16 protein-coding genes are annotated in these 16,737 nt (G+C 60.1%); 13 read left to right on the top strand and 3 right to left on the bottom strand.

Features of this window, described 5'->3' with window-relative positions; translation table 11 throughout:
• Window positions 1–51 precede the first annotated feature (51 nt).
• The 10 genes from H6678_11275 to H6678_11230 all read left to right on the top strand — a co-directional run bounded on the left by H6678_11275 (window position 52) and on the right by H6678_11230 (window position 8,576).
• On the top strand, window positions 52–1,290 hold the full coding sequence (locus tag H6678_11275; GenBank protein MCB9474382.1) for a DUF445 domain-containing protein: 1,239 nt from the start codon (window positions 52–54) through the stop codon (window positions 1,288–1,290).
• A gap of 37 nt (window positions 1,291–1,327) precedes the next feature.
• Window positions 1,328–1,921: a hypothetical protein gene (locus H6678_11270; GenBank protein ID MCB9474381.1), complete on the top strand. Its 594-nt coding sequence runs from the start codon at window positions 1,328–1,330 to the stop codon at window positions 1,919–1,921.
• A 44-nt stretch (window positions 1,922–1,965) separates the two neighbouring features.
• Window positions 1,966–3,312, top strand: a complete 1,347-nt coding sequence (locus tag H6678_11265; protein ID MCB9474380.1) for a DUF1446 domain-containing protein — start codon at window positions 1,966–1,968, stop codon at window positions 3,310–3,312.
• Between the two features lie 3 nt (window positions 3,313–3,315).
• Window positions 3,316–3,657 carry a hypothetical protein gene (locus tag H6678_11260; protein MCB9474379.1) on the top strand — a complete coding sequence of 114 codons (342 nt, stop codon included), beginning with the start codon at window positions 3,316–3,318 and terminating at the stop codon, window positions 3,655–3,657.
• 177 nt (window positions 3,658–3,834) lie between these two features.
• Window positions 3,835–4,068: a DUF4926 domain-containing protein gene (locus H6678_11255; protein ID MCB9474378.1), complete on the top strand. Its 234-nt coding sequence runs from the start codon at window positions 3,835–3,837 to the stop codon at window positions 4,066–4,068.
• A gap of 57 nt (window positions 4,069–4,125) precedes the next feature.
• The gene (locus H6678_11250; protein MCB9474377.1) at window positions 4,126–4,326 is read left to right on the top strand and encodes a hypothetical protein; all 201 of its coding nucleotides are present in this window, start codon (window positions 4,126–4,128) and stop codon (window positions 4,324–4,326) included.
• 115 nt (window positions 4,327–4,441) lie between these two features.
• Window positions 4,442–4,903, top strand: coding sequence for a VOC family protein (locus tag H6678_11245; protein MCB9474376.1), 462 nt, complete (start codon window positions 4,442–4,444; stop codon window positions 4,901–4,903).
• A gap of 646 nt (window positions 4,904–5,549) precedes the next feature.
• On the top strand, window positions 5,550–7,280 hold the full coding sequence (locus H6678_11240; protein ID MCB9474375.1) for a T9SS type A sorting domain-containing protein: 1,731 nt from the start codon (window positions 5,550–5,552) through the stop codon (window positions 7,278–7,280).
• A 294-nt stretch (window positions 7,281–7,574) separates the two neighbouring features.
• On the top strand, window positions 7,575–8,105 hold the full coding sequence (locus H6678_11235; GenBank protein ID MCB9474374.1) for a dihydrofolate reductase family protein: 531 nt from the start codon (window positions 7,575–7,577) through the stop codon (window positions 8,103–8,105).
• A 99-nt stretch (window positions 8,106–8,204) separates the two neighbouring features.
• Window positions 8,205–8,576, top strand: a complete 372-nt coding sequence (locus H6678_11230; protein MCB9474373.1) for a hypothetical protein — start codon at window positions 8,205–8,207, stop codon at window positions 8,574–8,576.
• Window positions 8,577–8,834: 258 nt separating this feature from the next.
• Here H6678_11230 and H6678_11225 read toward each other — a convergent pair whose 3' ends face one another.
• Window positions 8,835–9,374 (bottom strand): nucleotidyl transferase AbiEii/AbiGii toxin family protein, encoded by a 540-nt coding sequence (locus H6678_11225; protein MCB9474372.1) that lies wholly within the window; start codon window positions 9,372–9,374, stop codon window positions 8,835–8,837.
• A 25-nt stretch (window positions 9,375–9,399) separates the two neighbouring features.
• A complete protein-coding gene (locus H6678_11220; GenBank protein MCB9474371.1) occupies window positions 9,400–9,996 on the bottom strand; it encodes a type IV toxin-antitoxin system AbiEi family antitoxin domain-containing protein in 597 nt (198 codons plus the stop codon).
• A gap of 229 nt (window positions 9,997–10,225) precedes the next feature.
• Between H6678_11220 and H6678_11215 the strand changes: the two genes are divergently transcribed.
• The 3 genes from H6678_11215 to H6678_11205 all read left to right on the top strand — a co-directional run bounded on the left by H6678_11215 (window position 10,226) and on the right by H6678_11205 (window position 13,489).
• Window positions 10,226–11,386, top strand: coding sequence for an ATP-binding protein (locus H6678_11215; protein MCB9474370.1), 1,161 nt, complete (start codon window positions 10,226–10,228; stop codon window positions 11,384–11,386).
• Window positions 11,387–12,443: 1,057 nt separating this feature from the next.
• Window positions 12,444–13,016, top strand: a complete 573-nt coding sequence (locus H6678_11210) for a hypothetical protein (GenBank protein MCB9474369.1) — start codon at window positions 12,444–12,446, stop codon at window positions 13,014–13,016.
• Between the two features lie 275 nt (window positions 13,017–13,291).
• Entirely contained in the window at window positions 13,292–13,489 is a 198-nt protein-coding gene (locus H6678_11205; protein ID MCB9474368.1) for a hypothetical protein, read from the top strand.
• A 113-nt stretch (window positions 13,490–13,602) separates the two neighbouring features.
• On the opposite strand, the gene H6678_11200 is transcribed toward H6678_11205, so the two are convergent.
• Window positions 13,603–16,722, bottom strand: a complete 3,120-nt coding sequence (locus H6678_11200; GenBank protein MCB9474367.1) for a DUF3427 domain-containing protein — start codon at window positions 16,720–16,722, stop codon at window positions 13,603–13,605.
• Between the last annotated feature and the right edge of the window lie 15 nt (window positions 16,723–16,737).

The raw sequence follows: 16,737 nt of genomic DNA, 5'->3' as shown, positions 1-16,737 counted from the left end.
AATCGCTACCATTTCCGCGTCCCTGTCATCCCCCGTCATCCGGAGATGCCCATGAGCGTTCATCGTGCACGCCATCTGGCCGCACTCAGTCTGGCCGCCGCCGGAGCCGGCGCACTGGCCTGCCTGCCCTTCCGTCACCACCCCCTGGGAGCCGCTGGTTTTGCCCTCTTCGAGGCGGGCATGGTGGGCGGCGCCGCCGACTGGTTCGCGGTGACCGCCCTCTTCCGTCACCCACTGGGCCAGCGCTGGGTGCCGCACACCTCGATCATCGCCCGCAACCGGGACAGGATCATCGACAATCTGGTGCGGTTGGTGGACGAGCGACTGCTGAACCGCGACAGCCTGCAACAGGCCCTGCTCACGGTGCCTTTGCTCGAACGCCTGCTGGAAAGCCTGGACCGCGATCCCCTGCTGGATTCGCTGACCGATTTCCTGCTGACCCAGGCCCAGCAGCAACTGGACCAGCTGGATGACCGCAGGCTGGCGGCTCTGCTTGAACCCGCGCTGATCCGCGAGCTGGAATCCCGGAATGGCCAGAGTCTCTGGCACGGCCTGCGGACGTCTCTGCTGGCCGATCCCCGCCTCGAAGAACTGGTCGCGGGTGCCCTGGGCGCTGCCGGCAGTCTGGCCCACAGCGAGAGCGCGCGCACGGCCGTGCATGGCATGCTGGAACAGCTGGTGGAAGGCATGATCGGCGGCAACCCGCTGCTGGGCATGGCCCGGGGCTTTCTCAACCTGGACCGGATGACCGAGCTGGTGATCCAGGGTCTGAACGAACGACTGCAACGGGCGGCCCGGGACGCGCAGGATCCCCTGCGAGTCTCGCTGCGCGAGGCGCTGGCCGCCGACTCCCCCGCACCACTGGTCAGTGGCGGCATGGAGCGTGTGCGCCTGGGCCTGCTGGAGTCCACGGACTCGCTGGTGCAGGCGGTGGCCCCCGGGCTGCGCAAGGGACTGCTGGAGTGGCTGAACCAGCCCGAACGCCATGCACAGTTGCGCGCCCTGCTGGCCCGCGAACTGGAACGCATCGAAAACGATGCCCGGCTGCGCGAGCAGTTGGAACTCTGGCTGCGCACACGCCTGCTGGGCCTGGCCGAGCGCCATCATCACCGGATCGGCGAGCTGGTGCGCGCCAACCTGTCACCACTCAGCGGCCAGGATCTGGCGGACGAACTGGAAGAACGCGTGGGCAGCGACCTGCAGTGGATCCGGGTCAACGGGGCCGTGGTGGGCGGGCTGGTGGGGCTGGGCCTGCATCTGCTGCTTTCCATTCCCGGCTTCAGCAGTTAAGTTGGCGCCAATCGCGACAAGTCACGGAAAGACATTGATGCACTCCCTTTTCCGCTCGATTCACCGCCCGCTGCCATACGCTCTGACCATGCTGCTCTCCGCGGGACTGGTTGGCTGTGTACACAGGTCCTCCACGACGGAGCCGTCTGTCGATGCCGTATTGTCCAAGCCCCTGTATCAGCAGGAGCTGGAACACGACAACTGGAAAGTCCGCGTGGAAGTGCCCGCCGGCGAGGACGTGGCGGAGGGAAACTGGCAACTGACCGTGTGGCACGCCTTTCTGATGGTCACTCCCTGGCAGCAACTGGCGCCCAGACCGGGCATGGCCCTGCAGTGCTGGCTGGACGAAATGGACGGCGACCCCGAACCCGAGCTGGCGATCTGGAGTGGCCCCGTGTCACGCCAGACTCCCGGAGTGCTTCAGCTGTGGGATCTGCAGAGCGGCAAGCTCTATCCGCGCCCTGTCCCACCATTTCCCAGGATTCCCGAAGCGGCCGTGGCAGCCACGGAGAGCCTGGCCTGGGACGGCGAGGCTTTCGTGCGCACGGCCGTGAGTCCGGCAGGTACACAGCGCTTCCGCTGGAGCCTGAAGGCCGCGGACTGGGAAGCGATTCCCCACTCCAAGAACTGATCACATTCACCGGGCGACCGCGCCGGGCAAGCAAAGGCATCATCATGCGAACAGTACGGGTAGCCAACGGTCAGGGATTCTGGGGCGATTCGGTGGATGCACCGGTCCAGCTGATCCAGCGCGGCGGCATCGACTATCTCACCATGGACTACCTGGCCGAGGTCACGCTGTCGATCATGCAGCGCCAGAAGCTGAAGGACCCCAACACGGGCTTCGCGCGCGATTTCGTGGAACTGATCGAACGTGTGCTGCCCGACCTGCTGGCCAAGAAGATCAAGCTGGTCTCCAATGCCGGCGGCGTGAACGCCCCCGCCTGCAGCGCCGCCCTCAAGGCCACCGCGAAGAAGATGGGCCTGGAGATCCGCATTGGCACCATCGAGGGCGACGACATCCTGCACCGGCTGGACGAGCTGATGGCCGCGGGCGCACCGCTGGCCAACATGGAAACCGGCGAGCCGCTGAGCGTGATCCGTGACCGTGTGACCGCCGCCAATGTCTACATCGACAGTTTCTGCATCGCCGAGGCGCTGGGCAAGGGTGCCCAGATCGTACTGGCGGGCCGCGTGTCCGACCCCGGGCTGGCGCTGGGTCCGCTGATTCACGAATTCGGCTGGAAGAAGGACGCCTGGGATCTGCTGGCGGCCGGCACCGTGGCCGGACACATCACCGAGTGCGGGGCCCAGTGCAGCGGCGGCAACTACAGCCGCTGGTGGGAAGTGCCCGATTACGCCGGCATCGGCTACCCCGTGGTGGAAGTCAGCGAGAACGGCGAGATGGTGGTGACCAAACAGGCGGGCACCGGTGGCCTGGTGAACCAGTGGAGCGTGACCGAGCAGCTGGTGTACGAAATGGGCGACCCCAAGCATTACATCTCGCCGGACACGATGGTGGACTTCACCAGTCTCAGGCTCAAGGACGAAGGCAACGACCGCGTGCGTGTCACGGGCGCCCGTGGTGCCCCCGCCACCGACAGTTACAAGGTTTCGATCAGCTATCTGGCGGGCTGGAAGGCCAGCGGACAGCTGACGGTCTGCGGCCCGCGCGCCATCGAGAAAGCGCGCATGATCGGCGAGATCATCTGGAAGCGCCTCGAGAGCGCCGGCTGTGTCTACGAGGATACCCTGACCGAGCTGGTGGGCATCGACAGCTGCCACCCCGGCATCGCGCCCGTCCCGGCCGACCCGCCCGAAGTGGTGCTGCGCCTCAGCTGCCGCGACAGCGACCGCGCCAAGGTGGAACGCTTCGGCAAGGAGCTGGCCCCCGTGATCACCAATGGCCCCAGCGGCATCACCGGATTCGCCGGCGGCCGCCCGCGCGCCCAGGAGATCGTCGCCTTCTGGCCGGCCCTGGTACCCAAGCACCTGATCTCAACCCGTGTCACCGTGGAGTAGAGCATGACCATCACCCTCGCCCGCATCGCCCACGCCCGTTCCGGTGACAAGGGCCCCCACAGCAACGTGGGCATCCTCTTCCGCAGCCCCGAGGTCTACAACTGGGCCGTGGGTGTGCTCACCCCCGAGCGGATCAAGGCCCATTTCTCCCGCATCGCCCTGGGCGAGATCACACGCTACGAACTGCCCAACCTGATGGCGCTCAACTTCATTCTGGGCGAGAGCCTGGGCGGCGGCGGCAGCATGTCCCTCAAGAACGACGCCCAGGGCAAGACCCACGGCCAGGCCCTGCTGCGCATGGAAGTGGACTTCCCCGACGAGCTGGCGCACTGTCTGCTGGATTGATGGAGATGCGTCGCGCACTCATTTCCACTTGGCCTCAGCCACAGACCGTTGTTTCCAGCCGGGCCCGATAAGCCCTACAACCCGTTGAATCTTTCGAGATGTTATCGGGCGCAATCGGGTCGCCCAGAATGGGACTTCCAGAGAGTGGACGATTGAAGATCGATGCATCTGCCAAAGATGAGATTCCAAGAACTGCAGACAGTCGTACTCAACCGGGACCTTCCTGAGCATGGACTTCGCAAAGGTGACCTCGGCGCAGTCGTGCAAGTGTATGAACCGGATGGCCTTGAAGTTGAGTTCGTCAGCGCATCCGGCAAGACGGAAGCGTTGGTGACGCTCAAGGAAGCCGATGTTCGCGCGGTAGCCGATGGCGACCTCATATCCGTGCGACAACTCATTCGTTCGGCCTGAGAACACCCGTTTCTGACCACGCCATCAGGTACGCAGTCCAGGGCCATGTTCAAACCAATGTCCTCTGTTGCTCTCGGCCAGTCCACACGCTACGAACTGCCCAACCTGTTGGCGCTCAACTTCATCCTGGGCGAGAGCCTTGGCGGCGGCGGCAGCATGTCCCTCAAGAACGACGCCCAGGGCAAGGCCCACGGCCAGGCCCTGCTGCGCATGGAAGTCGACTTCCCCGACGAGCTGGCGCACTGCCTGCTGGATTGACCTATCGAACGTTCAGCCAGCGCCGCATCCACGAGGAGGAGGCGTCACACAGGGAAGTCCTTGCGCCTGGTGGCTGCGTTCCTCGTTTGCCCCGATCTTGAGTATGGAGCCTGCGATGGCCAAGGTGACACCGTTCCTGATGTTCAACGATCAGCTCGAAGCGGCCATGGAGTTCTACACCGCCACCTTCCCGGACTCCTGCATCAGAACCGTCGCCCGCACGCGCGAGGACGGCCCGGTCACCGCCGCCGAGTTCGTGGTCGGGGGTCAGGTCTTCATGTGCTACAATGGCGGCACGTACTTCAACTTCTCCGAAGGTGTTTCCTTTCATGTGGACTGCGCCGACCAGACGGAAGTGGACGAGTACTGGGACAAGCTGCTCAAGGCCGGCGCGACCCCTTCCGCGTGCGGCTGGATCAAGGACCCCTTCGGCCTCTCCTGGCAGATTGTGCCCCGACGATTCACGGAACTCATCGCCGACCGGAACCCCAGAAAGGTGAAGGCCGTGATGGATGCCTTGCTGACCATGGTGAAACTGGGCGCGGCGGCCCTGGAGCGTGCCTACGACCAGAACTGATGGTCCGCTGCCCGCGCCGTCGGTTCGTTCCGGATCCCCGCCGTGATGCAATTGCGCCTGCAGAGGACCTGGAGCACAAGATCAGGGACAGGGCCACAGCCACGCTCGGCGGTACAGGGTCGCGGGCTTCCCGGAGGAATTGGCGCACGGCCTGCCGGTAAGACCCGTACCGCGCCCTTCGCGATCACGCAAACCGCCGCACCCTGCGTTCCAGGATCTCCGGGCGCACAGTCGGCGGTTTGCCATGAAATGTGATCGCCTGGCTGTTGTCTTGATTCTTGCATCCGTTTCGCGGTAGAGCTACGTTGACGACCCCGCGACAAGAAAACCTCTCCCGATCAGACCTCAAGTTGAGCGCTGCCCCGTCGCCGGAGAAACCATGGCGCGGATCAAGGGCGGCTTGAATCGACTGATTGTTGATTTCTTGAAGAAGGAGAGCCTTTTGATGCCCCCCCGAAACTCTACACCCCCACTCCGTCGTGCCCACCATCCGAATCCACGACAGGAAAACCCGCTGGAATCGAGTCCGCACGACCCGATCCTGGACCGGCCGACAACGCACGCCACTCCGGCAGTTGAACCGCGAACGATCCGGCGCCGATTCCATGCTTCGTCCAGGTTGATTCCGGCACTGCTGGCAATCGGATTGTCGGCTTCGAACCTGCCGGCGTGCCCCACCGAGCTAAGCAGCCTGGAAATCAACTACGCGGCCTGCATTCACCGTGACGGCAACCTCCTGTTCCTGGGTTCATCGATCGATGGCCTGATGGTTGTGGACATCACCGATCCGGTAAACCCCGTGATCCTTGATTCGGTGGGCATGCGAAGTCCCCAGTCGATCGATACGCACGCAGGCCTGGCCTATGTGAGCAACCTCTGGACTGGGTTGTCGATCGTGGACTACAGCAATCCCCATGAACTGGCAACGCTCAGCACGACGGAACTGCCCTATTGGCATTGCGGCCAGGTATCCTATCGGCATGGATTCGTGTACATCGTGGTCGACACTGAAGGTGTCGCCATCCTGGACGTCGCCGATCCCTACGCCCCGCAGTTTGCCCACCTGGTTCCGGAATCACCCAACATCACGGATGCCACGGTTCACGAGGACCATCTGTATGTGCTGGATGCGGGCATCCACCTGTACTCGCTCACCGATCCGGACGGCCCGATTCAACTTGACAACGAACCCTACCCCATCTGCGGCAGCAGCATCGAGGGAGGCACCGACCTGCTTTGCAGCTACAATTTCTGGGGACAGGTCTGCATGTCGCTCATCCAGGATCCGGTGCATCCTGTCCCGTACGCCGGCTTCGAGATTTCCAGCCGGGTGCAGGATGTCTCCTTCGGTCACGAGCTGTTCGCGGCCGTCTCCGACGACCAGTGGGAACTGGTTCCGCTGGGTGTTGCCGAGGAGACCCGGACCGGCGCACGGATCCCGATGGACCATGGCCGGTCCATCCTGCTCGACGACGGGTTGCTCTTCGTGACGGATCTTCACGCTCTGCATGTCTACGATGTGTCATGCGACTTGGCCCCCTTGGCCTGGTTCGCAATCTCGCCCTCGTCGTTCGAATACGGCGACACCTGCACGCTCGACGCCGGTTCAAGTTCGGACCTTGAATCGGCGGACTCGTTGATCCAGGTCCGCTGGGACCTGGACAATGATGGTGTCCACGATACGGAGTGGTCGACTGAACGGGTGCTGACAACGCGGTTCGACACCATCGGCGATACGCTGGCAACGCTGCAGGTGAGGTCTGCGAACGGGGCCACGAGCACATGCACACGGAGACTTCCCGTGGGGGCCAATCCTGCCATCGAGCTGGTGATCACGCCGGAGGAAGGTACTACCGCCACCACCTTCACCTTTGATGCCAGCGGAACGATGGATCCGGACGATCCCGAACGGGAGCTGAGATTCTACTGGTACTTCAACTACCCGGAGGGCCCGGATGGCCCCGACTCCCTGGATGTGGTGACGCACCGGTTCACCGAGCCGGGCGACTACCCCCTTCGCCTCCGGGTATTCGACGCGGAGAATCGCTACTCGAGCGTTACGGACACGATCCATGTGGAACCGCTGACAGTCACCCGGCCTGTGGCGACACCCCCCGGAGAATTCGCGCTCGGGGCCTTTCCGAACCCTTTCAATCCCCGTACGATGCTCGAAGCGGTGATCGACCAGCCGGGCCGGGCAACCCTTGATGTGTACGACCTGCAGGGGCGATGGGTCCGTCGCTGCCTGGACGAACGGCTGACTGCCGGCACCTACATGGTTCCCTTCGACGCGGGATCCCTGGCCACGGGGCTGTACTTCGGTGTGCTGAACCTGGACGGCAGAACCGAGGTCACACGACTGCTGCTGCTGAAGTAGTGCGGAGTGGTTCGAGCACAACCATTCCAGCCGACGGCAATGCCGTGCCCATGGGCAGACCGGCAAGCCGTTGCGGTACTATCGTGCACGCCGGATCCGCTCCCTGTGGCCGTTGCGGGCTCTTCGTGAGCAGGGGATGACCGCGGGGAGCCGGCCCGATTCCGAACGGACTGCCGAGCAATGCGGCGACTCGCGCTCACGCCGACCGCCGCACTCCGTGTTCCGGGGCGAACCCGGCAGACGGTGCGCCAGTTACGGAGCATCCATCGTGACATACAGGAAAAGGAGCCCTCCATGGCCAATCCCGTGTTCGGAATGAACCAGTCCCTCGATGGCTATGTGGACCACACGGCCTTCGGGCCCAGCCCCGAGCTCTTCCAGCATTTCATCGAGGAGGCGCAGCGGACGGCGGGCAGTGTGTACGGTCGCCGGATGTACGGTATCATTCGCTACTGGGACGACGATCAACCTGGCTGGGAAGAGGCGGAACACGCGTACGCGGCGGCGTGGCGGAAACAGCCGAAATGGGTTGTCTCGCGCACGCTGGCAACGGTCGGCCCCAACGCCACGCTCGTGACGGGGGACCTGGCGAGCGCGATCCGGGTGCTGAAGGCCGAGCAGGACGGGGAGCTCGAGATTGCCGGCCCAAACCTGGCAAGAAGCCTGACGGAGCTGGGCCTGATCGACGAGTATCGCATCTACCTGCACCCGGTGGTGCTGGGTCAGGGCACGCCCTATTTCGCCGGACCCCGGCCACCGCAGCGCCTGCTGGCCCATGAGCGGATCGCCGAGGATGTGATCCGGTTGACCTACGCTCCAGCCTGAATCTGTCTTCTTCAGGACCGTGTCGGGGCGAACCTGCCCCGCAACCCGATGTCGGTTTCCTTGCGCCATTCCAGCCCGTCAACCAGACCCAGAGCAAGCATGCAGCACGATCGATTCATCCGCGGCGCACTGTGGGCCACCGTCGTGCTCAATGCAATGGGCGTCCTGGTGTTCATCCCGCTTGCCTTCGGCAGACCTTCTCCGCTGATGCCCCTGGTGGTGCCACGATTCTTTGCGGCGCAGTTTGGCTTCATCATCGCGCTTTTCGGCGGTGTCTATGCCTGGCTTGCCCTGCAGCCCCGGATCAACCGGGCGCTGCTGCTGGTGGGCGGACTGGGAAAACTGGGATTCTTCGCGCTGACACTGGTCTACGCGCTGGCAGGGGATGTGCCGGCAGGCATGGCCCTGAACGCGCTGCCGGATCTGGTGTTCGCCGTCATTTTCCTTGGGTGGGCACGGACGCCCCGCTGAGTGAAGCGCGTGAAGACTTCACCCGTAAGCGCATGGCCGCGCATTGCGGCGTGGGTTGAGAGCGACGTCTCCATGCGATCCGCGCCCCAATGGAGATCAGGAATCTTGATCTGAATGGAGCGAAGGGCTCGTTTGAAGGCGTCCTGGAAAGCGTCCCGGAGCTCTGAGACAACATCAGCCAGATCGATTGGAGCGAGTCGGTTGCGGTTCAGGAAGGCTTTCCACTGACTGAGCTTCTGGGGATCCTGGGCAAAGGCGTCACTCAGACCCAGTGGCGTACTTGAGGGGATTGACGTCCCGCGACGAGTGAATGTTGCATGGAGCGCCCGTGGCAGATCCGCGTCGTTCAAACGCTCTTCGAGTACAAAGCGCACGCAGATCGAAGTAGTCCTTCATTCGACTGTTGATCATTCCCAGACTTGTCATGGCCTCCAGTTTTTCGGCAACCACCGTCTCCCTCGGATAGGCTTTCAGCCGGGGACCAGGCAGATCATCCAGCAGCGTTGGATACATCACATCCTCCGGGCCGGGCGTTACCGCATCCCCGAATCCGATGTCGAGCTGGATCGGGCAGCGTGTTCTCCCCAGCAATCCTGTGAGACGGATTCGCAATCCCCCTTGGCGGATTTCTTCCCGGATCGCCAGGGCCGCAATCGATTCTGGATCGTAGACCATGCCATCCTCAGCCGTCTGCAGGCAAATCGTGCGAATGGTCTGGACTGCTTCGGCTACACTCGACGGCCCGAAACCCAGAAAATCGGCATCGGCCGTGGCCCGATGTGGGACATCGAACCACAAGTCGAAGAGGCGGGCAGATTGCGTGTCATTCCACCATCTCCAGATAGGGTCGCATGACTTCGCCGACCCGATTGATCTGCGCGTACTCCCACAGATCCTGCGTGCTGGCCATCCGCTTGCGGCGCGCGTCCTTGAGCGCTTCCATGGCCACATCCAGCCCCACCTTGCTGCGGTACTTGAAGCAGTCCGCAATGGTCTTGGCTATACATGTGACACGAAAGTGTGATCCGTTGATCTCAAGCTCCTCCACACCGGCCACCAGAGATTCCTGCGAGAAGCGGATCGCGCGAATGGGTGGATGATCCAGCCGAGGAACGTGGCCCTTGTTGCCCAGGGCGATCCATACCTCGAACGGCGACTGCGTGGTCAGGCCATGCAGACGCAGAGCTGTCAGCAGACAGAACACGGCACGCGGCGAGCGGTTGGCGACAATCCGCAGGCTCCAGTTCTCATCGATCCGGGCAGCAGGCAGGGCATAGAGCCCACGTGAAGCCCGCATCAGCAGACCCGCACGCACCCAACGCGTTATCTGACTGCGCGATGCGCCGACAGCCAGTTCACTGGATCGGGCCACGCCAGACCGTTGCAGCAGGGCCATAATGGGATCAGGGAGTTGCTTCATGGCGCGAATGTGCCAAAGTCTTGGCACTTGTCAACAACTACCGATCATTTGGAACAGGATAGTGCCATGCCAAGGAACCTTCAATGAGTCCCACCCGTGGTTTCACCACGGGTTATGATGCATGTTGCCCCATTCGGGACTGGGCAAGGAAGGCAGAGTACTGATGAGCTGACGTGTGCTGTTCGATTTTTTCCTTGAAATTCTAACGTTATCTGTTAATATTTCAAGCATGAAATCAATTGATCGCCTTCAGGAGCGCCAGCGCCTGCAACATCTGTTGGCCCAATTCCCGATTGTGGCCATCCTTGGCGCAAGGCAGGTGGGCAAGACAACCCTCGCACGCCAACTGGCGGACGGCAGTCCCGTGCATTGGTTCGATCTGGAAGACCCAGCGGACCTGGCCCGCCTGGCGGATCCCGGCCTGGCACTCTCAGGCCTCACCGGCCTGGTGGTACTGGACGAAGTGCAGCGCCAGCCGGAACTCTTTCCCTTGCTGCGTGTGCTGGCGGACCGCCCCGCAGTTCCTGCCCGTTTTCTGCTGCTGGGCAGCGCCTCACCGGAGCTGCTGAAACAAGGCAGCGAGAGCTTGGCCGGCCGCATTGTCTGGCACGGGCTGGGCGGCTTTGCGCTGGACGAGATCGCCCAGGAGGAACAGCAAGGCCTCTGGCTACGGGGCGGCTTTCCTCGTTCCTTCCTGGCTGCAAGTGATGCCCTGTCCTTCGAATGGCGCGAGCAGTTTCTGCGCACCTTCCTCGAGCGCGACCTGCCCCAACTGGGCATCAGCACGCCGTCCCCCGTGATGCGCCGCTTCTGGACCATGCTGGCCCACTGGCACGGCCAGATCTGGAACGCCGCCGAATTCTCCCGCGCCTTCGGCATCAGCAATGTCGCCGTCGGCCGCTACCTGGATTCCCTTTGCAGCGCCTTGGTTGTGCGCCAACTCCAACCCTGGCACGAGAACATCTCCAAACGCCAGGTCAAGTCCCCCAAAGTGTACTTGAGTGACAGCGGTCTGCTTCACGCACTGCTTGGACTGAGTACACAGGACGCGCTGGAGAGCCATCCGAAAGTCGGTGCGTCCTGGGAAGGATTCGTGATCGATGCACTGATCCGCCGCCTGGGTGTCCACCGCGAGGAATGCTGGTTCTGGGCCACCCACGCCGGCGCCGAACTGGACCTGCTGGTGATCCGCGGCAACCGCCGCCTGGGTTTCGAGATCAAGCGCACAACCACGCCTCGCACCACACGCTCCATGCATGCAGCGCTGGACTCGCTGAAACTGGACTCGCTGACGGTGATCCATGCGGGCGACCACAGCTTTCCGCTGGCGGAAGGAATCGAAGCGGTGGCCTTTGCGCGCAATCTGGAGGATCTGATTCCGTTGGCCTGAAGCAAGGCCCCAGGTGATCTGGAGTTGTCCTTCGTCATGCGAATCTCCCTGATGCGAACTGGAATCATGGTGTTCATGTCACATGGATTCCACAAGGAACGTTTCACCCCCAAGTACAACGACTGACCTGTATCAAGCCCATGCCCCCGCAGTCGTGCTTTATTCCGTCCCACTGAACTTGCGACCAATTCCCTGCCGGCAACCAAGCTGGCCATGCCATGCGACAGCCCCTTCCTTTCCGGAGGTATCCGTGCGATTCGACACGTGCATCCTTTTACTGTCCGGAATTCTGCTGGCATTCCTGCGCCCGGCCCGGGCAGCGGGCGAGGAAGTTTGTCCCTGGTTGGAGATATCCCCTTCCACAGCAGCCAATGGCATGGGCAATCTGACCTCACCCTACTCCGAGGACCCATTGGCGATCTGGTTCCTTCCCGGGGTTTCCGGCATCGGGCCGGCTGCGTCACAAGCGACTCTGGTGGAGTACAGCGGCTACAGTCCCAGAACGGATTGGGTGCCTGAATTCGATGAACTTGGCGAGACATTCGGTTCCTGGGCAGTGCGTGTCCGTACTCCATTGAATGCGGCACTGGATGCTGTGTCCAGAAAAGCACACAGTCTCAGCCGGCGGTCGAAAGTGCCCATGACGCTATCGTTGGGAGTAATCCACCATCGCTTGTCACATTCTTCCTGGACAGAAATATTCCATGATGGAAACACGGTATCCCTGGTCCGTGCAAAAGACGATTATGCCACCTCGTTCCGAATGGAATTGGGTTGGCAACTGAAACAGTGGCAGTTCGGTGCCGGACTGGGATATGATCACGTGACCAGCAACATCGGTCCAATCACGATCGCGAGTCAGAACCTCGATCACGTCACCGGAAGGATCAGCACATTCGACTGGGGACTGGCAGCCGAAAGAAAAATCATTGACCGTGTCCCATTGCAAGCCTTGCCCGGCTCTCCGTTGCTGCTGGATCTGGGAATGGCCGGAAGCTGGGCTCGCAACTTCATTGGAGGCGAGCTAGCGTATGTGCCGGAATCCTCTGGGGATCCAATGCCCCGCATGGATCGTCTGGCTCTGGCCTCACGATTTCGTGTGATCCATGGTGGCTCGGGCAGGACCGCCGATCTGGAACTGCTGCGTCTGCATGTTGCCGCCGAGCACTCCGCCACCCTGATACACAAATATCTTGCCAGCGTGACGATCAATGGCATCCCGGACACGGATCCGGGGGGGTACGCCACAAGCCGGGAGAGCACGGATGCGCCGGACACCTATGCCTACGCCCTGGATTACAGACTGTTCAACAAGGACATCTTCAGCAAGGACGACACGACCAATCGCAACTGGGGCGCGGAACTGAGCCTGCTCGACATGGTCACGCTGCGCAAGGGCAGACACGAAGACCAGGCATGGAACTCTCACGAAAGCACCCAAGGCTGGGGCCTTGACAGCAATGGCCTGTTCCGCCTGATCGAGCGGGTTCTTCCGGGATCACACGATACGCCCGTCCTCGACTGGATGCTTGAGAGTGTGCGCGTGCGCTACGACCACGCCAGATGGGAATCCGACACACCCGGCAATGGCACACGATTCAGGCAACTGACGATGGCCATCTCCTTCTGACACCAGATCCGGCATTCTATACTGCATCGTCCGATGGCATGGCAAAAGGACCCCTTATCTTTCAGCTGGGCCCGACAAGCCACACACACCAGGTCCCGGATCGAACCGCCAGTCTGTCGATGGACCGGACCGCAAGTACCCGGTAGGAATACGGAAATGGTGTTCCAGCACACGGCCGTGAAGGAAGCCGGTTTCAAACTGAAGGAGAGTGAACTGCTGGTCCAGGGACTGAAAGCCCCGGGAGCCCGGCATGTCCTGGCCCAAAGGCAGATTCAATGAATACGTCGGTCCGCCCGACCGACACGGTCACCATCCACCATGACCCGCTGGATTTCAGTCGCGGGCTGGTCCACATCAGCAATATCCAGCCAGCTCTGCGCACGGGCACCTTTACCAACTGCCGTGCGAAGACGCCCACCACCTCGTCGCCCAAGAGCGTCACTTCAGCGACGAGCGCGTTGTGGTCATCCTGAATGCCGGATGCCACAAAGCCCGGATACTCCATTCGGACCGCGCTTGGTCGATTTCAATGGCTTAGCTGGATTCCTTCGCAATGGCAACACTACACACAGCCTGCTCAGCATGGCTAAGCAATCGCCGTCCGGAGCAAATGCACAAGATCTCCCGGTAATGGGTGCTCAAGTTTCCATGTGATTGCAACGGGCCGGTCTGATTCATGTTTTACATAGGTCACATGGCCAGCAAAGAAGAAGGGCAAGGTGCGCCCATTCAGGTCACGTTTCTCACGCCGAATAAACAAGGCGATGCGAGTCCCATTGCTGGCGTGATTCAGATATCGCTGCCCCGTCTTACTGGAAACTGATGTTGTGGACTGCGATTCCCAATGAAATAGCCACTCGCTGATTGCGTAGTCCTTGTACATGGTTGAGTCGCTGAAGTCCTGCGCCGTTTTCTTAAGTGTTACAAAGAGCACATCCGTATTCTCTTTGGGAATCCAGAGTACTCCTTCACGCATCGACTTTACATCGCTCACAGATGCGTACCCATACGCGGACAACACTTCATCACGGCTGTAGCGACAATGGATCATTAATGGAATCTGTGGCGAGTCTTCTATTGCAATTGGGATATGATTTCTCCGCTCTTCTAGCAGGTCTGCCACTTGCACCAGCTCATCCACAAGAGCAGGATATTCGAGAACCCTCTTGACTGCTTGCTCTACCGAGTCAAACTCCTTCGCGGTTTTGCCCGATGGCACACTGGGGCTCAGGATGACGACTAGAATCATGTTCAAGAGCCGCAACTCTCTCTCGGAGCAGCTGTTCAACACGTCCGGAGACCCATAGCGCTGTAGTGTATTCATGCTTTGCAGACGCTCAGGGTCGTCTATGTGGAGTAGCCTGCCAATTCCACGGCCAAGTCGCTTCTCAAAATCCTCATTCTTGAAAGCTGGTTCTAGACCGGCTTGTCGGCGTAGCAGAGTCCAATAACTTTTGTTATGGTATACATCCTCTAGCTCTAGACCTGTCTGCTGCAAGTACTCCTTCAAACTCACGTTGCCCAGATGGCGTAGCTCTTCTACTTTCTTGCTAGACGTTAGCGGAAGCGCGTTGCGAATATTGTCCAGCACAAGATCTCTTGACACTTGGTCAAGGTTTAGGGAGCAGCCTGTGGGTAGGTATGGAAAGCCGTTCTCAACTGCTGACACAAGTTCGGTTCGCGAGCACCCCAATAACGCCCTGTAGCGCAGGTCAAAGCGAAACTCAGTTCGTTGATGGCCGATGAAATCCAAAACGGTTAAGACGTTTTTTCCTGGAGCATGCCTCAAGCCACGACCTAGCTGCTGAAGAAACACGGTTGCGCTCTCCGTAGGACGCATCATGATTAACGTGTCGATTTGTGGAATGTCCACGCCTTCGTTGAACAAGTCGACCGTGAAGATGGCCTGCAGTTTCCCCGACTCTAACTCACGAAGTGCGTTTTCCCTGTCAGCTTTGGAAGTACTGGCGACGACCGCTATCGAGTTAATTCCCGCTGCATTGAATCGATTGGCCATGAACTGCGCGTGGAGAATGCTCACACAGTATCCGAGAGCTCTCATGGACTTGACATCCGTCACTTTGCGCGTGACTTCGTGGATGACCATCGAGGACCAAAAGTCATTGCCCGTGTAGGTGTTCGTGAGTTGAGTGGGATCGTATCCAATGCCTCGAGTCCAAGTGACCATGCGTAGATCTGTGTGGTCATGAATTCCGAAGTAGTTGAATGGAACCAGTAGCTCCTGTTCAAGAGCGTCCCAGAGCCTCAATTCAGCCGAGAAGCGGTCATTGAACCAGTGCAGAATGCTAAGACCATCCGTGCGCTCAGGAGTTGCTGTCAACCCCAGCAAGTGTTTCGGTTTCACGTACTCCAGAAGCTGCGCATAGCTAGATGCAGCGGCATGATGGAACTCATCAATGATCACCACATCAAAGTACTCGGGACCTAAACTCTCTAAGCTGGTCCGGCTAAGGGTTTGGATGGATGCGAAGACGTGTTCCCATTGACTGGGCTGTGTCCCATTCATCCAGATCTCCCCAAAAGTCCAGTCCTTTAGGACATGGCGGAACGTACGGATGCTCTGTTCAAGAATCTCCTTCCGATGGGCCACAAACAGAAGTCGAAGCGAGCGTGATGTATGGAGCAATCGTTGGAAGTCTAACGCGGCAATGACTGTCTTACCTGTTCCCGTGGCCGCCACCACGAGGCAGTGTGGATAGCCTCGTTCGCGATCTAGCTCAAGCTTCTCCAAGATCTGCCGCTGAAATGGGTACGGGTGTACATCCAACCCCGTGTCAATTGGGGAATCAGAAGTCGGTTTTGCAATTGCTTGGATGAACTGCTCTCGATTGAACGGTTCAAAGCTCTCATTGGCCCAGTACGATTCAAATGTGGCTTGGTACTTTTCGATTACTTCGGGATTCAAGTATTGCGAAAGTCGAACATTCCACTCCTTTCCTGTGACTTGGGCTGAGAACGTGAGATTTGATGAACCAATGTATACGGTGCTGTGTCCCGTCTTGCGTAAGAACAACCATGCCTTTGCGTGCAATCGAGTCGAGTTGATATCGTAGGACACCTTAATCTTAGCACCAATCCGTTCAAGCTCCTCCAATGCGCGAAGCTCTGTACTTCGAGTGTAAGTGGTCGTCAGTACTCGCAGTTCTTTATCTGCCCGCACATGGTTTTCAAGCATGGGCATCAAGTCTCGAATGCCAGACCATCGAATGAAAGCACATAACAGGTCGACTCGGTCCGCAGATCCAATCTCCGACCGGATCTCATAAGTGAGCGCCTTTTCGCCTCGTGAGTTCGTGTGCAGCACGGTGTCAATCAACGGTGTGCTGGGTCTAGGAATCTTGATGACCTGGTTCCCTGGTGCCACAGATTGAATGGCTATCAAGCGTTGGATGGGATAGTGCAGCTTGTCCTCGTCTGACAAGCCTCGTGTGCTGACCTCCTTGAGCAAGTCAAAGAGCTTTCTTGAAATCTCCTCGCCTACCTCAATTCTGTGTTTGGCTGGCACTGACTCAAGGACTTGCTCAATCCACTTTTGAATGACCTGCGAGATTCGGGCAGGCGCTGAGTCGGGGTCAATTGAGGCAAAGCCGGCCTCATACTTTGCAGGATTCAGCTCACGAACCTGTGAGGCAAGCGCAGCGTTCATCAGGACATCATAGAGACCTGGCTTCACGTCATCGTTCATTTATGTTCTCGGAAT

The organism is Candidatus Delongbacteria bacterium (assembly GCA_020634015.1).
GTDB lineage: Bacteria > CAIWAD01 > CAIWAD01 > CAIWAD01 > CAIWAD01 > JACKCN01.
The sequence above is the reverse complement of the archived record's forward strand: the minus strand, read 5'-3'. Positions and strand labels throughout refer to the sequence as shown.